This window comes from Belnapia moabensis DSM 16746 (assembly GCF_000745835.1).
Classification (GTDB): domain Bacteria; phylum Pseudomonadota; class Alphaproteobacteria; order Acetobacterales; family Acetobacteraceae; genus Belnapia; species Belnapia moabensis.
On the sequence record NZ_JQKB01000006.1, the window covers coordinates 158,240 to 174,015 of the forward strand.

At 69.1% G+C, this 15,776-nt stretch carries 16 protein-coding genes; 10 read left to right on the top strand and 6 right to left on the bottom strand.

Translation table 11 applies throughout. The features are described from left to right. Positions 1 to 11: 11 nt before the first annotated feature. The 4 genes from EP26_RS05825 to EP26_RS05840 all read left to right on the top strand — a co-directional run bounded on the left by EP26_RS05825 (position 12) and on the right by EP26_RS05840 (position 3,433). Positions 12 to 1,457 carry an MFS transporter gene (locus EP26_RS05825; RefSeq protein WP_043336798.1) on the top strand — a complete coding sequence of 482 codons (1,446 nt, stop codon included), beginning with the start codon at positions 12 to 14 and terminating at the stop codon, positions 1,455 to 1,457. Between the two features lie 118 nt (positions 1,458 to 1,575). Beyond that, the gene (locus EP26_RS05830; RefSeq protein WP_043336800.1) at positions 1,576 to 1,935 is read left to right on the top strand and encodes a hypothetical protein; all 360 of its coding nucleotides are present in this window, start codon (positions 1,576 to 1,578) and stop codon (positions 1,933 to 1,935) included. Positions 1,936 to 2,002: 67 nt separating this feature from the next. Further along, positions 2,003 to 2,503 (top strand): flavin reductase, encoded by a 501-nt coding sequence (locus EP26_RS05835; protein WP_043336803.1) that lies wholly within the window; start codon positions 2,003 to 2,005, stop codon positions 2,501 to 2,503. 6 nt (positions 2,504 to 2,509) lie between these two features. Beyond that, positions 2,510 to 3,433 (top strand): LysR family transcriptional regulator, encoded by a 924-nt coding sequence (locus EP26_RS05840; protein WP_043336805.1) that lies wholly within the window; start codon positions 2,510 to 2,512, stop codon positions 3,431 to 3,433. A gap of 3 nt (positions 3,434 to 3,436) precedes the next feature. Here EP26_RS05840 and EP26_RS05845 read toward each other — a convergent pair whose 3' ends face one another. The 6 genes from EP26_RS05845 to EP26_RS05870 all read right to left on the bottom strand — a co-directional run bounded on the left by EP26_RS05845 (position 3,437) and on the right by EP26_RS05870 (position 10,246). After that, positions 3,437 to 4,951 carry a GGDEF domain-containing protein gene (locus tag EP26_RS05845; protein WP_043336807.1) on the bottom strand — a complete coding sequence of 505 codons (1,515 nt, stop codon included), beginning with the start codon at positions 4,949 to 4,951 and terminating at the stop codon, positions 3,437 to 3,439. Between the two features lie 366 nt (positions 4,952 to 5,317). Then, positions 5,318 to 6,442 (bottom strand): branched-chain amino acid ABC transporter substrate-binding protein, encoded by a 1,125-nt coding sequence (locus EP26_RS05850; protein WP_043336809.1) that lies wholly within the window; start codon positions 6,440 to 6,442, stop codon positions 5,318 to 5,320. 84 nt (positions 6,443 to 6,526) lie between these two features. After that, entirely contained in the window at positions 6,527 to 7,252 is a 726-nt protein-coding gene (locus tag EP26_RS05855; protein ID WP_043336812.1) for an ABC transporter ATP-binding protein, read from the bottom strand. Next, entirely contained in the window at positions 7,249 to 8,055 is an 807-nt protein-coding gene (locus EP26_RS05860) for an ABC transporter ATP-binding protein (protein WP_043336814.1), read from the bottom strand. Before EP26_RS05860 ends, EP26_RS05855 begins: the two co-directional genes overlap by 4 nt. After that, complete coding sequence (gene livM, locus EP26_RS05865) at positions 8,052 to 9,335, bottom strand: high-affinity branched-chain amino acid ABC transporter permease LivM (RefSeq protein ID WP_043336815.1); 1,284 nt, start codon at positions 9,333 to 9,335, stop codon at positions 8,052 to 8,054. Before livM ends, EP26_RS05860 begins: the two co-directional genes overlap by 4 nt. Further along, positions 9,332 to 10,246, bottom strand: a complete 915-nt coding sequence (locus tag EP26_RS05870) for an ABC transporter permease subunit (protein ID WP_043336961.1) — start codon at positions 10,244 to 10,246, stop codon at positions 9,332 to 9,334. Before EP26_RS05870 ends, livM begins: the two co-directional genes overlap by 4 nt. A 133-nt stretch (positions 10,247 to 10,379) precedes the next feature. Here EP26_RS05870 and EP26_RS05875 point away from each other — a divergent pair, with 133 nt between their 5' ends. The 6 genes from EP26_RS05875 to EP26_RS05900 all read left to right on the top strand — a co-directional run bounded on the left by EP26_RS05875 (position 10,380) and on the right by EP26_RS05900 (position 15,586). Next, positions 10,380 to 10,982, top strand: a complete 603-nt coding sequence (locus tag EP26_RS05875) for a carboxymuconolactone decarboxylase family protein (protein ID WP_052388848.1) — start codon at positions 10,380 to 10,382, stop codon at positions 10,980 to 10,982. A 73-nt stretch (positions 10,983 to 11,055) separates the two neighbouring features. Further along, complete coding sequence (locus EP26_RS05880) at positions 11,056 to 13,203, top strand: acetate--CoA ligase family protein (protein ID WP_052388849.1); 2,148 nt, start codon at positions 11,056 to 11,058, stop codon at positions 13,201 to 13,203. Between the two features lie 56 nt (positions 13,204 to 13,259). Beyond that, positions 13,260 to 13,550, top strand: coding sequence for a DUF6166 domain-containing protein (locus EP26_RS05885; protein ID WP_043336817.1), 291 nt, complete (start codon positions 13,260 to 13,262; stop codon positions 13,548 to 13,550). Between the two features lie 257 nt (positions 13,551 to 13,807). Beyond that, positions 13,808 to 14,515 carry a GntR family transcriptional regulator gene (locus EP26_RS05890; RefSeq protein ID WP_211259383.1) on the top strand — a complete coding sequence of 236 codons (708 nt, stop codon included), beginning with the start codon at positions 13,808 to 13,810 and terminating at the stop codon, positions 14,513 to 14,515. 50 nt (positions 14,516 to 14,565) lie between these two features. After that, positions 14,566 to 15,378: a sterol desaturase family protein gene (locus EP26_RS05895; protein WP_052388850.1), complete on the top strand. Its 813-nt coding sequence runs from the start codon at positions 14,566 to 14,568 to the stop codon at positions 15,376 to 15,378. A 4-nt stretch (positions 15,379 to 15,382) separates the two neighbouring features. Continuing rightward, positions 15,383 to 15,586, top strand: coding sequence for a hypothetical protein (locus EP26_RS05900; RefSeq protein ID WP_043336819.1), 204 nt, complete (start codon positions 15,383 to 15,385; stop codon positions 15,584 to 15,586). The last annotated feature ends 190 nt before the right edge of the window (positions 15,587 to 15,776 follow it).

Below are 15,776 nucleotides of genomic sequence, written 5' to 3' on the forward strand. Positions count from 1 at the left end.
ACCCAGGCGGCATGCGCGACACCCCCAATTCCGGCCAGTTCAGCACCGACGTTCCGGCACGGCTGGACCGCCTGCCCTGGAGCGGCTTCCATTGGCGCGTCGTTATCGCCCTCGGCATCACCTGGATCCTCGACGGGCTAGAGGTGACGCTGGTCGGCAGCCTGGCCGGCGCCATCCATCAGAGCCCGAGCCTCGCGCTTACCGAGACGCAGATCGGGCTGACCGCCTCGGCCTATCTGGTGGGGGCGGTGGCCGGGGCGCTCGGCTTCGGCTGGCTGGCGGACAGGATCGGGCGGCGGCGCCTCTTTTTCATTACCCTCATCGTCTACATGCTGGCCAGCATCGCCACCGGCTTCGCCTGGGATTTCTGGACCTTCGCGCTCTGCCGGATGCTGACCGGGGCCGGGATCGGTGGCGAGTACGCCGCGGTCAATTCCGCCATTCAGGAACTCATCCCCGCCCGGTTGCGCGGTCGCGTCGACCTTTACGTCAACGGCACGTTCTGGGGCGGCGCCGCGATCGGTGCCATCACGTCCCTGGTGGTGCTCGACCCCGCCATCATCGACCCCGAGATCGGCTGGCGCGCCGCCTTCATCGTCGGCGGCGCCTTGTCGCTGGTGGTGCTGCTGCTCCGCCGCCACCTGCCGGAAAGCCCCCGCTGGCTGATGCTGCACGGCAAGCCGGAGGAAGGCGAGCGGATCGTCTCGGCCATCGAGCGCGATGTGGCGGCCGAGAAGGGCCCCCTGCCGCCCACCACCTATGGCCCGACGGTGCTCAACCGCCGCGGTGCCGCCAGCCTCGCCGAGATCTGGCACACCATGTTCCGGACCCATCGCGACCGGGCGATCCTCGGCCTGACGCTGATGTCCTGCCAGGCCTTCTGCTACAATGCGGTGTTCTTCACCTATGCCCTGGTGCTGACGAAGTTCTACGCGACCCCGGCCCATCACGTCGGCTGGTTCATGCTGCCCTTCGCTCTCGGCAACCTCGCTGGCCCGCTGGTGCTCGGGCGGTTCTTCGACACGATCGGTCGTCGCCAGATGATCACCGCGACCTATGGCCTCGCTGGGTTGCTCATGGCGGCGACGGGCTTCGCCTTCGCGCAAGGCTGGCTCTCGGCCTGGGAGCAGACGGCGGCCTGGACGCTGATCTTCTTCTTCGCATCCGCTGCGGCCTCCGCCGCATACCTCACTGTGGGCGAGAGCTTTCCGTTGGAAATGCGGGCCATGGCCATCGCGCTGTTCTACGCCATCGGCACGGCGGTGGGCGGCGTGGTGGGGCCGACGCTGTTCGGCTGGCTGATCTCCGGCGGGGAGCGGGGGGACATCATGTGGGGCTATTTGATCGCGGCGGCGCTGATGCTGGTGGCGGCGGCGACCGAGTGGCGGCTCGGCTTCGCCGCCGAAGGGCGGTCGCTCGAAGATGTGTCCACACCTTTATCCTCTGCCGAGCGTTAACCGTAACAATCCTGTTAGGAATCTTGGCGCAACTCGATGTTATTTGTTAACATTGAGTTCGCAACCAAGGATTGCGTCGGGCGGAGCAGGCGATATGGCTGCGGGTGGTCAGACCGGTATGGTTGATGACGAATGGGAAAGCGTCTGGCGGGACTATGACCGCCGGAGCCCGGTGCCGGTGCCGGTAGCGGCCGCAGCACCGTCCGCGGAGCCGAAGCCCAGGGCGAGGCTGGCCAGCCTGGGCGTCCTGCTGGCGCTTGGCCTCGGCTTCGCCTTCGCGCCGAAGCTGGCCGCGCTGCATGCGGGCACGGCCGGCGGGAGCGATGGGATCGACGGGCTCGCCATGTTGGCGTCCTTCTCGCCGGCGGAGGCGGAGCTGCCGCCGCTTTCCACCTCCGTCTCCCGCCTCGCCGCCCATTCCGCCGAGGCGGCGTGCTGGGTAATGCAGCTCGACCCGCGGCGTCCGGTCTGCCGGTAAAGGCCGCCCCCCGTTCCCTGCGGCACGGTGCGTGCTTAAATCGGGGCCTTCAGCAAGGCAGGCCCTGATGTCCGTGACGAAGCAGGAATTCCGCGATGCCATGGCCCGGCTGGGTGCCGCGGTAAATGTCATCACCACGGGTGGCCCGGCCGGGCGCGGCGGCTTCACCGCCAGCGCCGTGTGCAGCGTGACCGATGAGCCGCCGACCCTCCTCGTCTGCATGAACCGCAATGCCACGGCCGCGCCGGCGCTGAAGGCCAATGGCAATGTCTGCGTCAACGTCGTCGCCGCCGGGCAGAAGGAGGTGGCGATGGTCTTCGCCGGCGTCACCAAATGCACGATGGAGGAGCGCTTCGACGCCGGGACCTGGGCGAGCCTCGCCACCGGGGCGCCGGTGCTGCAGGGGGCGGTCGTCTCCTTCGACTGCAAGGTCGCCGAGATCGTCGAGAAGGGGACGCATTGCGTGGTCTTCGCCGAGGTCGCCGGCATCCGCGGCGGCAGCCACCATGAGCATGGGCTGATCTATTTCGGCAGGGACTACCACCCGGTGGGCAAGGCCGCGGACTGATCAGCGATGCCGCCGCGGCCCGAAGAGACGGAACTCCGCCGGCTCGACCTCAACCTGCTGCCGGTCTTCGTCGCACTGATGCGGGAGCGCAGCGTGACGCGGGCGGGGGAGGCGCTGTTCCTGTCGCAGCCCGCCACCTCGGCGGCGCTGGCGCGGCTGCGCACGGTCTTCCGCGACGAGCTGCTGGTGCGCAACGGCAAGCAGCTGGAGCCGACAGCGCGGGCCGAGGCGCTGCTCGATGCCCTCACGCCCTCCTTGCAGGCGATCGCGGCGGCGCTGGCCGGGGCGGTGCCCTTCGACCCGGCGACGGATGAACGGGTCTTCCGCATCGGCTGGACCGATGATGTGGGAATGGCGGCGAAGCCGCTGCTGGCCCGCATCTGGCAGCAGGCGCCGCAGTGCCGGCTGGTGATCCGCGCCGCCAACTACCGCACCATTCCCGGGATGCTGGAGAGTGGCGAGATCGGCTTGGCGCTCGGCTTCATGGCGGACGACCTGCCGGCGCTGGCGAAGCAGCGGGTGCTGCGGCGCGGCCGCTTCCAGGTGCTGCGCTGCGCGAACACGGCGCCGGTCGACCTGGAGGCCTATTGCGCACGGCCTCATGTGCTGGTGACGCCGCGGGGCGACCTTACCGGCTTTGCCGATGCGGCGCTGGAGCGGTTGGGGCGCAGCCGGCGGGTGGTGCTCGGCGTGCCGGAATACGGCCTGCTGCGCCAGGTGCTGCTCGGGACGGAGCTGCTCTGCACCGTCTCCGACGCGCTGGTGGAGGCGCTGATGGCGCCGGAGGCCGGCGGCGGGCTGGCGGTGGATCCGCTGCCCTTCGATTCGCCGGATTCGGTGATGCGCATGGCGTGGCGCACCGCCCTCGACCATGACCCGGCGGAGGAATGGCTGCGCGCCCAGGTGGTGGCGGTGCTCGCCCGGCGCTGAAACCTACTCCGCCGCCTGGGCCGGGGGCACAGGACGCTTGTTCCGCTTCGCCTCGTAGAGCGCCGCATCGGCCCTGGCGATGGCCTGCTCCATGGCCGTTGCATCCCGGGGCATCAGGGCGACACCCAGGCTGCAGCCGAGACGGAGGCGCCCGACCTCGGTCGGCACGCCTTCGCGCAGCATGAAATTGAGCCGCATGCCGACCTCGCGCGCCGCCGCCTCCACCTTGTCGGGCGGACCGACGAGGCAGAGCAGGAACTCGTCGCCGCCGAGCCGCACCGCCGCATCCTCGCCGCGCAGGTTCTGCAGGAACCAGGTGCCAATGCCGCGCAGCACGTCGTCGCCGGCCGCATGGCCATGGGTGTCGTTGATCGGTTTGAAGCCGTCGAGGTCGAGGGCGACGACGGCGCAGCCCTGGTCGAGCGGCGGCAGCGCCTGCTGCCAGGCGGCGAAGCCGGCGCGGTTGAGCAGGCCCGTCAGCGGGTCATGCCAGGCCTGGTCTCGAAGCTGCTCGAGTTGCCGGGCGACATCGCCGCCGCCGCCAAGCACGCGCTGGACGACGGAACCCATCCGCCCGGCATAGAGGCCAGCCAGCGCGCCGCCGACCGCCGCGATGCCGAGCGTGCCGCAGCCGAGCCAGAGGCCGAAGGACCAGAGCGGGGCGAGCACCGTGGCGCGGTCGCGCTGCGCCACCACCACCCAGCCGAGATTGGGCCGGTCCGGCGCGCCTTCCGCCCGGGCATAGCCGAGGATGGCGGGGGGCTGGCCGGGCAGGTTCGCCTCGCGCCAGCCGCCGTCGGGGCGCTCGGCGGGCCAGGGCTTGCCGCGCTCGGCCTCTGGGCCGAGCAGCACCAGCCCGTCGGCGCCGAGCACGCGCAGGACCGGGGCGGGCTGCCAGGGGGCGAGGGCTGCCATCTCGCGCCGCACCGCCTCGGCCCAGCGCCAGGTGAGGTGGCCGGCGACGACGCCGATCAGCTTGCCATCCGCCGCATGCACCGGCGCGGCGGCATCGACGAAATAGGCATCCGCGCCGCCGCCCTGGTCTTCCGGCAGGAGCTTCGCCAGCATCACCGCCGGGTGGACGTCGCCGAGGTGCAGGCCGGCGAGGGCGGGGCGGAACCAGGGGCGGGCGGAGACATCGACGCCTTCCAGCAGGCCGCCGGTCGCGGCGATGACGCGGCCATCGGCGCCGGTGAAGCCGATCCAGGAGAAGGTGGGAGAACGGGCCTTCAGGTCCTCGAGCAGGCGGCGGGCCGTGGCGGGCTCCGCCGGTTGGCGTTCGAAGGCCTCGAAACGGGCGAGCATGCCGACGTCGCGCGCCCAGTCGGCGAGGCCGGAATCGAGGCGCTGCGCCATCACCCCGGCAAAATCGGCAAGGCGCGAGCCGTCCTCCTCTATCAGCCGCTGGCGTTCCGACCGCAACAGCAAGGCGGAGCCGGCCAGGCCGAGCAGGGCGCACAGGGCGGCCACCGCCAGGCCGTGCCGCCAACCGGGACCGAACCAGCGAGGAAAGGACATTGCAACCGAACTCCACGCCTTACGGCAGCGTCAATATTCCGCTTATGGTCGCAGCTGAGGGTATCGTCCAGCTTCAGAACGAGGCGTTTGCTTCAGCATTGTCGTAATAGGGAAAGTAGCTTAACCGAAACCAAATCGGAAGAAAGATATGCGAAAGGCCCGGGCGGTTTCCCACCCGGGCCTTTCCATTGCTGCAGCCGTTGCCGGCCTAGGCAGGGCTCAGGAAGCCATCTCCGCAGTGGCGGTGACGATGATCCAGGCCGCAGGCAGGGCACGCGGCATATGGCAATGAGACACTGGACCACCTCCTTTCGGTTGTTGACGACGACAAGGAAGATGGGCCCCCGAAGGGACCCTTTTCAAGTCCTAAACCTGCGAATAGTCGCCGTTCTTCCAGACATAGAAGACGTAATCCGGCACGGTGACATCGCCCTTCCTGTCGAAGGCGATGTCGCCGAGGACGGTCTGCCAGGGGCCGCTCGCCTTCATCGCGTCGGCGACCTTCTTGGCGTCGACGCTGTTGACCTTGGTCACGGCGGCGGCCCAGATCTGCACGGTGGCATAGGTATAGAGGACGTAGCCCTCAGGATCGATGTTCTTCGCCTTGAAAGTCTGCACGACGGAGGCGGCGCTGGCGCGCTTGCGCGGGTCGCTGCTGAAGGTCATCAGCGTGCCCTCACCGGCGGCGCCGGTGATCTGCCAGAAATCCTTGGTGACGAGGGCGTCGCCGCCGATCATCGTCACGTTCATCCCTTGCTCCTTGGCTTGGCGCAGGATGAGGCCGGCCTCGGTGTAGTAGCCGCCGATATACATCACCTCGATGCCGGAGCTCTTGAGGCGGGAGACGAGGGCGTTGTAGTCGCGCTCGCCCGGGTTGTAAGCGGCGTAGATCGTCTCCTGCACGCCGCCGGCGTTCAGCGCCTTCTTGGTCTCGTCGGCGAGGCCCTTTCCGTAGGCCTGGTTGTCGTGGAGGATCGCCACCTTCTTGCCCGGAAAGGTGCGGGCGATATAGGTGCCGGCGATCTGGCCCTGCTGGTCGTCCCGGCCGCAGACGCGGAAGGTGTTCCAGGCGCCGTCATCGGTGAATTTCGGGTTGGTGCTGGCCGGGCTGATCTGCAGCACGCCCTCCTCCGCGTAGACCTTGCTGGCGGGGATGGAACTGCCGGAGCAGTAGTGGCCTGCGACCATCGCCACCTTGCGGCCGGCGAGCTGGTTGGCGACGGAGACGGCCTGGCGCGGGTCGCAGGCATCGTCGGCGATCTCAAGCGCGAGCTGGCGGCCGAGCACGCCGCCCTTGGCGTTGAGGTCGGCGACGACCTGTTGGGCGCCGGTCTTCATCTGCTCGCCGGCGGCGGCGTTGGAGCCGGTCATCGGCCCGGCGCAGGCGATGCGGATGGGCCCGCTGCCTTGGGCGAAGGCCGGGCGGATCAGGGCCGGGCCAGCCAGCGCGATGCCGGCGGTGCCGGCGATGAGTCCCCTGCGATTGAGCATGGTCGTGCTTTCCCTGCTGATGCCGCCGCCCTCGGGACGGCTTGGTTGCGATGTTAGGCGAAGGGGCCGCGCCCCTCCAATGTTCTAGCCATGACCCCCGCCGAGATAGGCGTCGCGGATCTCCGGCCGGGCCAGGAGCTCCTTTCCGCCACCCTCCATGGTGATGCGGCCATTGACCAGGACGTAGCCGCGATGGGCGAGGCGGAGCGCCTGGTTGGCGTTCTGCTCGACCAGCAGCACGGTGAGGCCCGTGCTCTCGTTGAGCTGGCGGATGGCGCCGAAGATCTGCCGGACGACGAGCGGGGCGAGGCCGAGCGAGGGCTCGTCGAGCAGCAGCAGGCGAGGCTTCGACATCAGCGCCCGGCCGATGGCGAGCATCTGCTGCTCGCCGCCCGAGAGGGTGCCGCCGCGCTGGCCGATGCGTTCCTTGAGACGGGGGAAGAGGGCGAAGACCTGCTCCAGCTGCGGCGTCGGGTCGCCCTTGACGAGCGCCTGGGCGCCCATCAGCAGGTTCTCATGCACCGACATGCGCGGGAAGATGCGGCGCCCCTCGGGCGACTGGGCGACGCCGCGGCGCATGGTGAGATGCGTGGCCTCGCCGGTGATGTCCTCGCCGCCGAGGAGGATGCGCCCCGCCCGCGGCTTGGGCGCGCCGCAGATGGTCATCAGCAGCGTCGACTTGCCCGCGCCATTGGCGCCAATCAGGGTGACGATCTCGCCCGGCATGACCTGGATCGAGACATCGGAGAGCGCCTGTACCGCGCCGTAGCTGGCGGAGACGCGGTCGACTTCGAGCAGAGGAGCGGTCATGCGGTGACCTCCTCCTCATCCTCGCCGAGATAGGCGGCGATGACTTTGGCATCGCCGCGTACCTCGGCCGGCCTGCCGTCGGCGATCAGCACGCCGTGGTCGAGGACCACGACGCGGTCGCTGATGCGCATGACGACGCCCATGTCGTGCTCGATTAGCAGGATGGAGGTGCCCTCCGCCCGGATGTCGAGCAGCAGACGTGCCAGCTCGTCCGATTCGCGCGGATTGAGGCCGGCGGCGGGCTCGTCGAGGCAGAGCAGGGCGGGTTCGGTGCACATGGCCCGCGCGATCTCGAGCCGCCGTTGCTGGCCGTAGGGCAGGGCGCCCGCCGGGTCGTCGGCGCGGTCCATCAGGTCGGTGGCGGTGAGCCAGCGCTTGGCCAGCTCCACCGCCTGGCGCTCGGCCTTGGCATAGCCCGAGAGGCCGAGCACCGCACCGATGCCCCAGCCGGTCGAGGCCATCAGTGTGTTGTGCTGGGCGATGAGCAGGTTCTCCAGCGCGGTCATGCCGGGGAAGAGGCGGATGTTCTGAAAGGTGCGGGCGACGCCGGCGCGGGCGATGCGATGGCCCGCCAGGCGTTGCAGCTCGGTCGGCGGTACGCCCGGCTTGTGCAGGCGGATGATACCCTCGCTCGGCCGGTAGAAGCCGGTGACGCAGTTGAAGAGCGTCGTCTTGCCGGCGCCGTTCGGGCCGATCAGCGCGGTGATCTCGCCCGCCCCGGCGGCGAAGGACACGGAGGAGACGGCGGTGAGGCCGCCGAAGCGCATTGTGAGCCCTTGCACCTCGAGGATGGGTCGGCTCATCCGTGGCCCTCCCCGACCAGCTTGCCGTCGATCGCTCGTCGCTTGCCGAGGGCGATGGAGGGCGTGCGTGTGCCGACGAGGCCGCGTGGCCGCAGGACCATGATGACGACCATGGCGCCGCCGAAGACGAGCATCCGCCACTCCTGCAGGTCGCGGAAGATCTCCGTCCCGCCGATCAGCACGAGCGCCGCGACGGCGACGCCGATCTGGCTGCCGAGGCCGCCGAGCACGACGATCGCCAGGATGATGGCGCTCTCGATGAAGGTGAAGCTCTCCGGGCTGATGAAGGCCTGGCGGGTGGCGAAGAAGGCCCCGGCGAAGCCGCCGAACATGGCGCCGAGTGCGAAGGCCGTCAGCTTGGTGATGGTCACGTTGATCCCCAAGGCACGGCAGGCGATCTCATCCTCGCGCAGCGCCTCCCAGGCGCGGCCGAGTGGCTGGCGGCGCAGCCGGATCGTCACCCAGTTGGTCAGCAGGGCGAGCGCCAGGATCAGGTAGTAGAGGAAGATGACGCGATGGACCGATGACGGCTCCAGCCCGAAGAAGCCGGCGAAGGTGCCCTCGCCGCCCGACATGCTGAAGGGCAGGCCGAAGAAGGAGGGACGCGGGATGCCGCTGATGCCGTTCGGCCCGCCGGTCAGGCTCACCCAGTTCAGCAGCACCACACGGATGATCTCGCCGAAGGCGAGCGTCACGATGGCGAGGTAGTCGCCGCGCAGGCGCAGCACCGGGAAGCCGAGCAGCACGCCCCAGAAGGCGGCGAGGATGCCAGCGAGCGGCAGGCAGACCCAGAAGGAGAGGCCGAAATACTGCGCCAGCAGCGCATAGGAATAAGCCCCGACCGCGTAGAAGGCGACATAGCCGAGGTCGAGCAGCCCGGCGAGCCCGACCACGATGTTGAGCCCCCAGCCGAGCATCACATAGGTCAGCACCAGGATGCCGAGGTCGAGCCAGTAGCGGTCGATGCCCGGGATGGCCGGCAGCACCAGGGCGAAGGCGAGGAAGGCGGGCGCCGCCAGCTTGCCGAGCCGTTGCAGCCGCAGCGTCCAAGGCCCGGCGGAGGTGCTGGGGCGGAGGCCCGTCCGCCCGGTCCAGAGCACCAGAGCCAGCCGGCCGAGGAAGACGAGGCCGATGAGGATCGCGGCATCCGTCCAGCGATAGCGCAGCGTCAGGGCGCCGGTGCTGCCGACATCGGTGCGCAGGGCGACAAGCGGGATGAAGAGCAGGGCGGCGACGACAGCCCCGATCAGCGCATCCTTCAGAGCCAGTTGCAGCCTCATACCTTCTCGACCTCCTGCCGGCCGAGCAGCCCGGTGGGCAGGAAGATCAGCGTCAGCACGAGGATGGAGAAGGCGGCGACATCCTTGTACTGCACGCTGAAATAGGCCGACCAGAAGGTCTCGATCAGCCCGATCAGCAGCCCGCCCAGGACGGCGCCGGGGAGGGAGCCGATGCCGCCGAGGACGGCCGCGGTGAAAGCCTTCACCCCGGCGAGGAAGCCGATGAAGAAGTCGATCACGCCGTAGCGCAGCAGGTACATCGTCCCCGCGACCGAGGCGAGCGCCGCACCGATGACGAAGGTGAGGCTGATGGTTTTGTCGGTGTCGATGCCGAGGAGGGAGGCCATCTTGCGGTCCTGCTCGCAGGCACGCATGGCGCGGCCGAGCGGCGTTCGCGTCACTAGGATGGTGAAGACGGCGAGCACGGCGAGCGTCACGCCGATGATCAGCATCTGCGTGTAGGCGAACTGGACGACGAAGCCGTCCTCGCGCATCACCTCGACGCCGCCGGGGATCAGCGTCTCCATCGGCTTCACCCGCGCGCCCTGGCTGACCTGGACGAAATTCTGCAGCACGATGGAGATGCCGATGGCCGAGATGAGCGGTGCCAGGCGAAAGCTGCCGCGCAGCGGCCGATAGGCGATGCGCTCGATCGCCCAGCCATAGGCGGCGGTGATGACGATCGAGAGGAGCAGCACCAGGATGATGCCTGCCGGTCCGCCCATCATCCCGCCCATGGAGAGCAGCAGCACCGCGATCAGCGACAGGAAGGCACCGATCATGAACACGTCGCCATGCGCGAAATTGATCATGCCGATGATGCCGTAGACCATGGTGTAGCCGACGGCGATCAGGCCGTAGATCATCCCCAGGCTGATTCCGTTGATCAGCTGCTGCAATGCATAGGCCAAGAAGCCCTCCAGCCCGTGTTTCCCTGTTGCCCCGAAGCTAGCCATGCCGGCGGCCGCGGCATAGGGGAAGTTGCCGTCCGGGGAGGGCGGGGCGATGATCCCTGCCTGAACCATGGGCGGAGGAAACAGGGCAATGGCTTCCGATTCGGCAATTCCACCCGATGACGGCCGCAGCGGCCGGCTACCGCCGATCCCGGAGGAGCGGCAGACCGAGGTGCAGCGGCGCGTCGCGGCCGGCATCTCGGGCGGGCCGCGCGGCGGGCTGCGCGGGCCTTTCCCAGCCCTGCTGCGGAGCCCGGAGCTGGCCGACCGCTTCCAGAAGGTCGGCGAGTATCTGCGCTTCAACAGCTCCATTCCTACGGCGCTGAACGAGCTGGCGATCCTCGTTACGGCCCGGGCATGGTCGGCGCAGTTCGAGTGGTATGCGCATCACCTGCTGGCGATGAAGGCGGGGCTGCCGCCCGCCATCGCCGAGGCGATCGCCGAGGGACGCCGGCCGGAGGGCATGGATGCCAGGCAGTCCGTCGTCTACGACTTCTGCACCGAGCTGCACACGACCCATCAGGTCTCGGATGCCACCTATGCTGCGGCGCGGGAGCATTTCGGCGAACAGGGCGTGGTCGATCTGCTTGGGGTCAGCGGCTACTACGTGGCCGTGGCGATGATCCTCAACGTCGCGCAGGTGCCGCTGCCGCCCGGCGTGCCGGAGCCGCTGAAGCCTTTGCCGAAGGGGTAAGCGGGGATAGGCTTCGGGTCGGGAGGGGAGCTGCCCCTCTCGATCGAACCAAGTACCAATCGGGAGAGACGCCTTGCAGCACCAAACCGACGGCCAGGGCGGGCCGGAACCCTTGCGCGATCCCGCCAGCCTGCGCCGCCTGCTCTCTCCCCGCAGCGTTGCCGTGGTCGGCGTCTCGGCCGACCCGATCGGCTTCGGCGCCCGCAGCATCGGCAACATGCGCGGCTTCGACGGCCCGGTCTGGGCGGTGAACCCGAAATATGCCGGGCAGGAGCTGCATGGCTTCCCCTGCGTCGGCAGCATCGCCGACCTGCCGGAAGCGCCGGATTGCGTGCTGCTGGCCCTGCCGCGCACCGGCATCATGCCGGCGGTGGAGGCCTGCATCGAGAAAGGGGCGGGCGGTATCATCGCCTTCGCATCGGGTTATGGCGAGACCGGCCTCGCCGACCGGATCGCGGAGGAGGAGGCGCTGCGCGACCGCTGCCGCGCGGCGAACATGCCCCTGGTCGGCGTCAACTGCCTCGGCATCGTCGACCATGTGCTGAAGGCGGGCGTCACCTTCATGCCGGAGTACGCGCGGCTGACGGCGCCGCCGGGCGGCGTCGCCATCACCAGCCAGTCCGGCGCGCTCGGCTATGCGCTGATGCAGGCGGCGGAGCGCGGCTTCTCCGTCTGCCACATGACGACGGCGGGGAATGCGACGGACCTCGATGTCTGCGACCTCGCGGCCTACCAGCTCTCCATGCCGGAATGCCGCGCGGTGGCGCTGGCGGTGGAGGGGCTGCGCGACGGGCGCCGGCTGGCGCTGCTCGGCGAGGCGGCGCGGCAGGCGGGCAAGCCGATCGTCGTGCTGAAGCTCGGCCGCGGCGAGGCTGGGGCGGCGGCGGCCGTCTCCCATACCGGCTCGCTCGCGGGCAGCGCGGCCGCCTGGTCGGCGGCCTTCCGCCGCGCCGGGATGGTGGAGGTGGAGGATTTCGACGCGCTGCTGGAGACGGCGGGGCTCTTCGCCAAGGCGCCGCCGCCAACGGCGCCCGGTGTGGCCATCATCACCCCCTCGGGCGGCGCCGGCATCATGGCGGCGGACCATGCCGAGGCGCTCGGCCTCGCCATGCCGCAGCCCTTGCCGGAGACGGAAGCCGTGCTGCGCCAGGCGATCCCGGATTTCGGCGCGCCGCGCAACCCCTGCGACCTTACTGCACAGGTCGCCTCCAACCCGGCCAGCTACGACGCCTGCATGGAGGCCATGCTGAGCGACCCGCAATATGGTTGCGCGGTAATGCCGGTGGTCTATTCCCACCACGCCTCGACGCAGGTGCGGATGGAGCAGCTTCGCCCCTATGCGCGGAAATTCGGTAAGCCGTTGCTGATTGCCTGGATTCCGGAGCAGCTCGAGGGGCCGGGCGCGGTCGTCGCGGATTCGGTGCCGGAGCTGATCCTGTTCCGCTCCATGCGACGGCTGATGAATGCCGTGCGGCTCTGGCTGGAGTATCATGGGCAGAAGCCGGCCGGGACGGTGGCGACGCCGCCGGGCCTCGATGCGGCGCTGGCGGGCCTGCCCAAAGGCGAGGCGGTGCTGATGGAGGCGGAGGCCAAGGCGCTCTTCGCCAAGGTCGGCGTGCCGGTGGTCGAGGAGCGCCGTGCCGCGACGGCCGCCGAAGCGGCGGAGGCAGCGGCCGGGCTCGGCTTTCCTGTGGTGCTGAAGCTCGACAGCCCGGATATTGCGCACAAGACCGAGGTGGGCGGGGTGAAGCTCAACCTCGCCGACCGGGCTGCGGTGGAAGCCGCCTTCGGCGCCATCATGGCCTCAGCGCGCCAGCATGCGCCGCAGGCCAGGCTGGACGGGGTGCTCATCCAGCGCATGTCCCGACCGGGGGTGGAGCTGATCCTCGGCGCCCGGCGGGACGGGCAGTTCGGTTCGCTTGTCCTGGTCGGGACCGGCGGGATACAGGCGGAGCTCTGGCGTGATGTGGCGCTCGACCTCGCCCCGGTCAGCCCCGAGCGGGCGGAGGCGATGTTGCGGAGCCTGAAGGGCTTCCCGCTGCTAGACGGCTTCCGCGGCGGGCCGAGGGCGGATATCGGCGCCGTCGCCCGGGCCGTTTCCGCCTTCTCGGTGCTGGTGGCGGAGGCGGGGCCGCGCATCCAGGAGGCGGAGGTCAACCCGCTGATCTGCGGCGAGTGGGGCTGTCTTGCCGTCGATGGATTGGTGCGGTGCAGCACGTGACATATCACACTGCGATGGCGTAACCTCGGTCCCGCGCCAATCGGGAGCTGCGCGGGATGAGGATCTATGAGGGCGGCCGGGGCCTAGCCGGGGCGGAGGTGACAGTCGATGGCGCCCCGCTCGACCCGCGCTTCGACCTCCGTCGCTTCTCCCCGATGGGCTACGAGTGGACCTATGAGGGCGACGGGCCGCGTCAGCTGGCACTTGCCTTGCTCATGGACCATCTCGGCGACCCGGAACGCGCCCTGGCGCTGACCGAAGCTTTCATGCGCGAGGTCGTGGCCAGGCTCGACAATGCCTGGCTCCTGACATCCGAGGATATCGATGCAGCCCTGTCGTGTTTGTAGATGCGGCGCCATGGCGCCGGCAAGGGAACACACGGCGGGCGACAATGCCGCCAACCGCGCGCTCGACCCGCTGGAACACCCTCCCTAAACCCGGCTTTCCGCAGGGCGGATATATCAATGACGCATTCGACGGTCAGTGACCCACCGCTGATATGTGGCTTGATATATCTCTTGCATTCAGTGTCGCCGTGCCGTCCTTCCCTGTCAACCGGGTGGTTGCCGATTCCGGTGCCGCCTGCACAAGCTGATCGTCGATAATGCCCGACCATACACCGCCTCGCCGCGTCCCCGCCTTCCGTCGCCGGCGCACCAGCGCCGATGCCGCGGCGACGATGACCGAACAAGCCTATCGCAGCATCGAGGAGGCGATCGTCACCCTCGCCCTGCAACCCGGCGAGGTGGTGAGCGAGGCGCAGCTTTCCGCCAAGTCCGGCTTCGGCCGCACCCCGGTGCGGGAGGCGCTGCAACGCCTGGCGCGGGAGCGGCTGGTGCGCATCATGCCCCGGCGCGGCATCGTTGTCGCGCCGGTCGACATCCGCGAGCAGCTTCGCCTGCTGGAGGTGCGGCGTGAGATCGAGCGGCTGACCGCCCGTGCCTCGGCCCGACGGGCCGATGCCGCGCAGCGCACCCGTCTGCGTGGCATCGCGGATGCCATGGAGGCAGCGGCGGCGACCAGAGACGAGACCGGCTTCCTTCGCCTCGACCGTGAGTTGAATTTACTGCTGTTGGATGCGGCGCATAACGAGTTCGCCGCTGCGGCCATGGCCTTGATGCATGGGCTGTCGCGCCGCTTCTGGTTCATCCATTGGCGGCGCAGCGCCGGCCTGCCGGAAGCGGCTGCGGCGCATGCAAGGCTTGCCCGGACCATCGCCGATGGTCTGGTGGAGGAAGCGGCGGCGGCCTCCGACGCGCTGATCGACTATATCGAGAGCTTCACCCGCGCCACGGTCGGCCCCGAGCCTTGACCTTCGGCTTCGCCCGGTGCTGATATATCAGCAACGGGTGGAGACAAGGCATGGCGGACAAGCTTTCGGCGGAGGCGCTCAAGCGCGAGCGCCTGTCGCGTCGGCAACAGGCTTTCCGGGCGGATTTCCGCGCGAAGATCGGTCGGCTCTATCACGGCTGGGCGCATGTGGCGTTGATCTACGCGATCGGCGGCGCGGCCATCTGGTATGCCGCGCGGCAGGTGATCGCTCCGGCCTGGTATGAATGGCTGGTGGTGCCGGTGGCCTTCCTCGGTGCCAATCTCTTCGAGTGGTGGATCCACAAATACGTCATGCATCGGCCCGTGAAGGGCTTCATGGGTATCTACAAGCGGCACACGCTGGCGCACCACCAGTTCTTCACCGAGACGGAATATACCATCGACGATGCGCGGGACTTCCGCATCGTTTTCTTCCCGCCTTATGCGCTGATCACCTTCCTCGCCCTTTCGCTGGTGCCTTGCCTCGCGCTGCGGGCGTTGGGCCTGCCGGACGCGGGGTGGCTGCTGCTGATCACCAACACGGCGCTCTACCTGAACTACGAGCTTTTCCACTTCTGCTGCCATGTGAGGGACGACCGGATCGTCCGGCACATCCCCTTCATCAACACCATCCGCCGCCACCATGCCGCGCACCACGACACGGCCATCATGATGGAGTGGAATTTCAACCTGACCTATCCAATCGCCGATTGGTTGTTCGGCACCAGCGACCTGAAGCGCGGGCTGCTGGGCCATCTGCTGAACGGCTATGACGCGCGGCACCGGCGGCCGGACCTGAAGCGGGTGCGGCATGGCACGGACGATCCACGGGCCGGCAAGCCGCGACTCATGGCGGCGGAATAGGGCGATGACCGCGCTCCGGCCGCTGGATGGCGGACAGATCAAGACCTCCCGCGCTTCGCTGATCGGCGGCATCGCGGTTGGGATCGGCGTGGCGGCGCTCTGGGTTGCGCTGGCGCGCGACCTCGGCGCGGGGGCCGTCGCCGCTGCGATACCGGCCGCATTGGCCGGGCTGCTGGCCGGGCTTTGGGTCTGGCGAGCCGATCTATAGCGACCAATCTGCAACAGGCGGAACAGTTCCCTCGCCGCAAGCGCAACCGATTTCGCCCTTCGTCGTTTTCAAGTTGGGGCGGAAAGGAGCGGCTGTGGACCAGGTGGCGCAAATGGACCCGATGGCATCGCGGGCCGGACCGGAGCAGCGATTGCTGGCCGCCTTGCCGCCTGGCTGGCGGGCTGTGGGG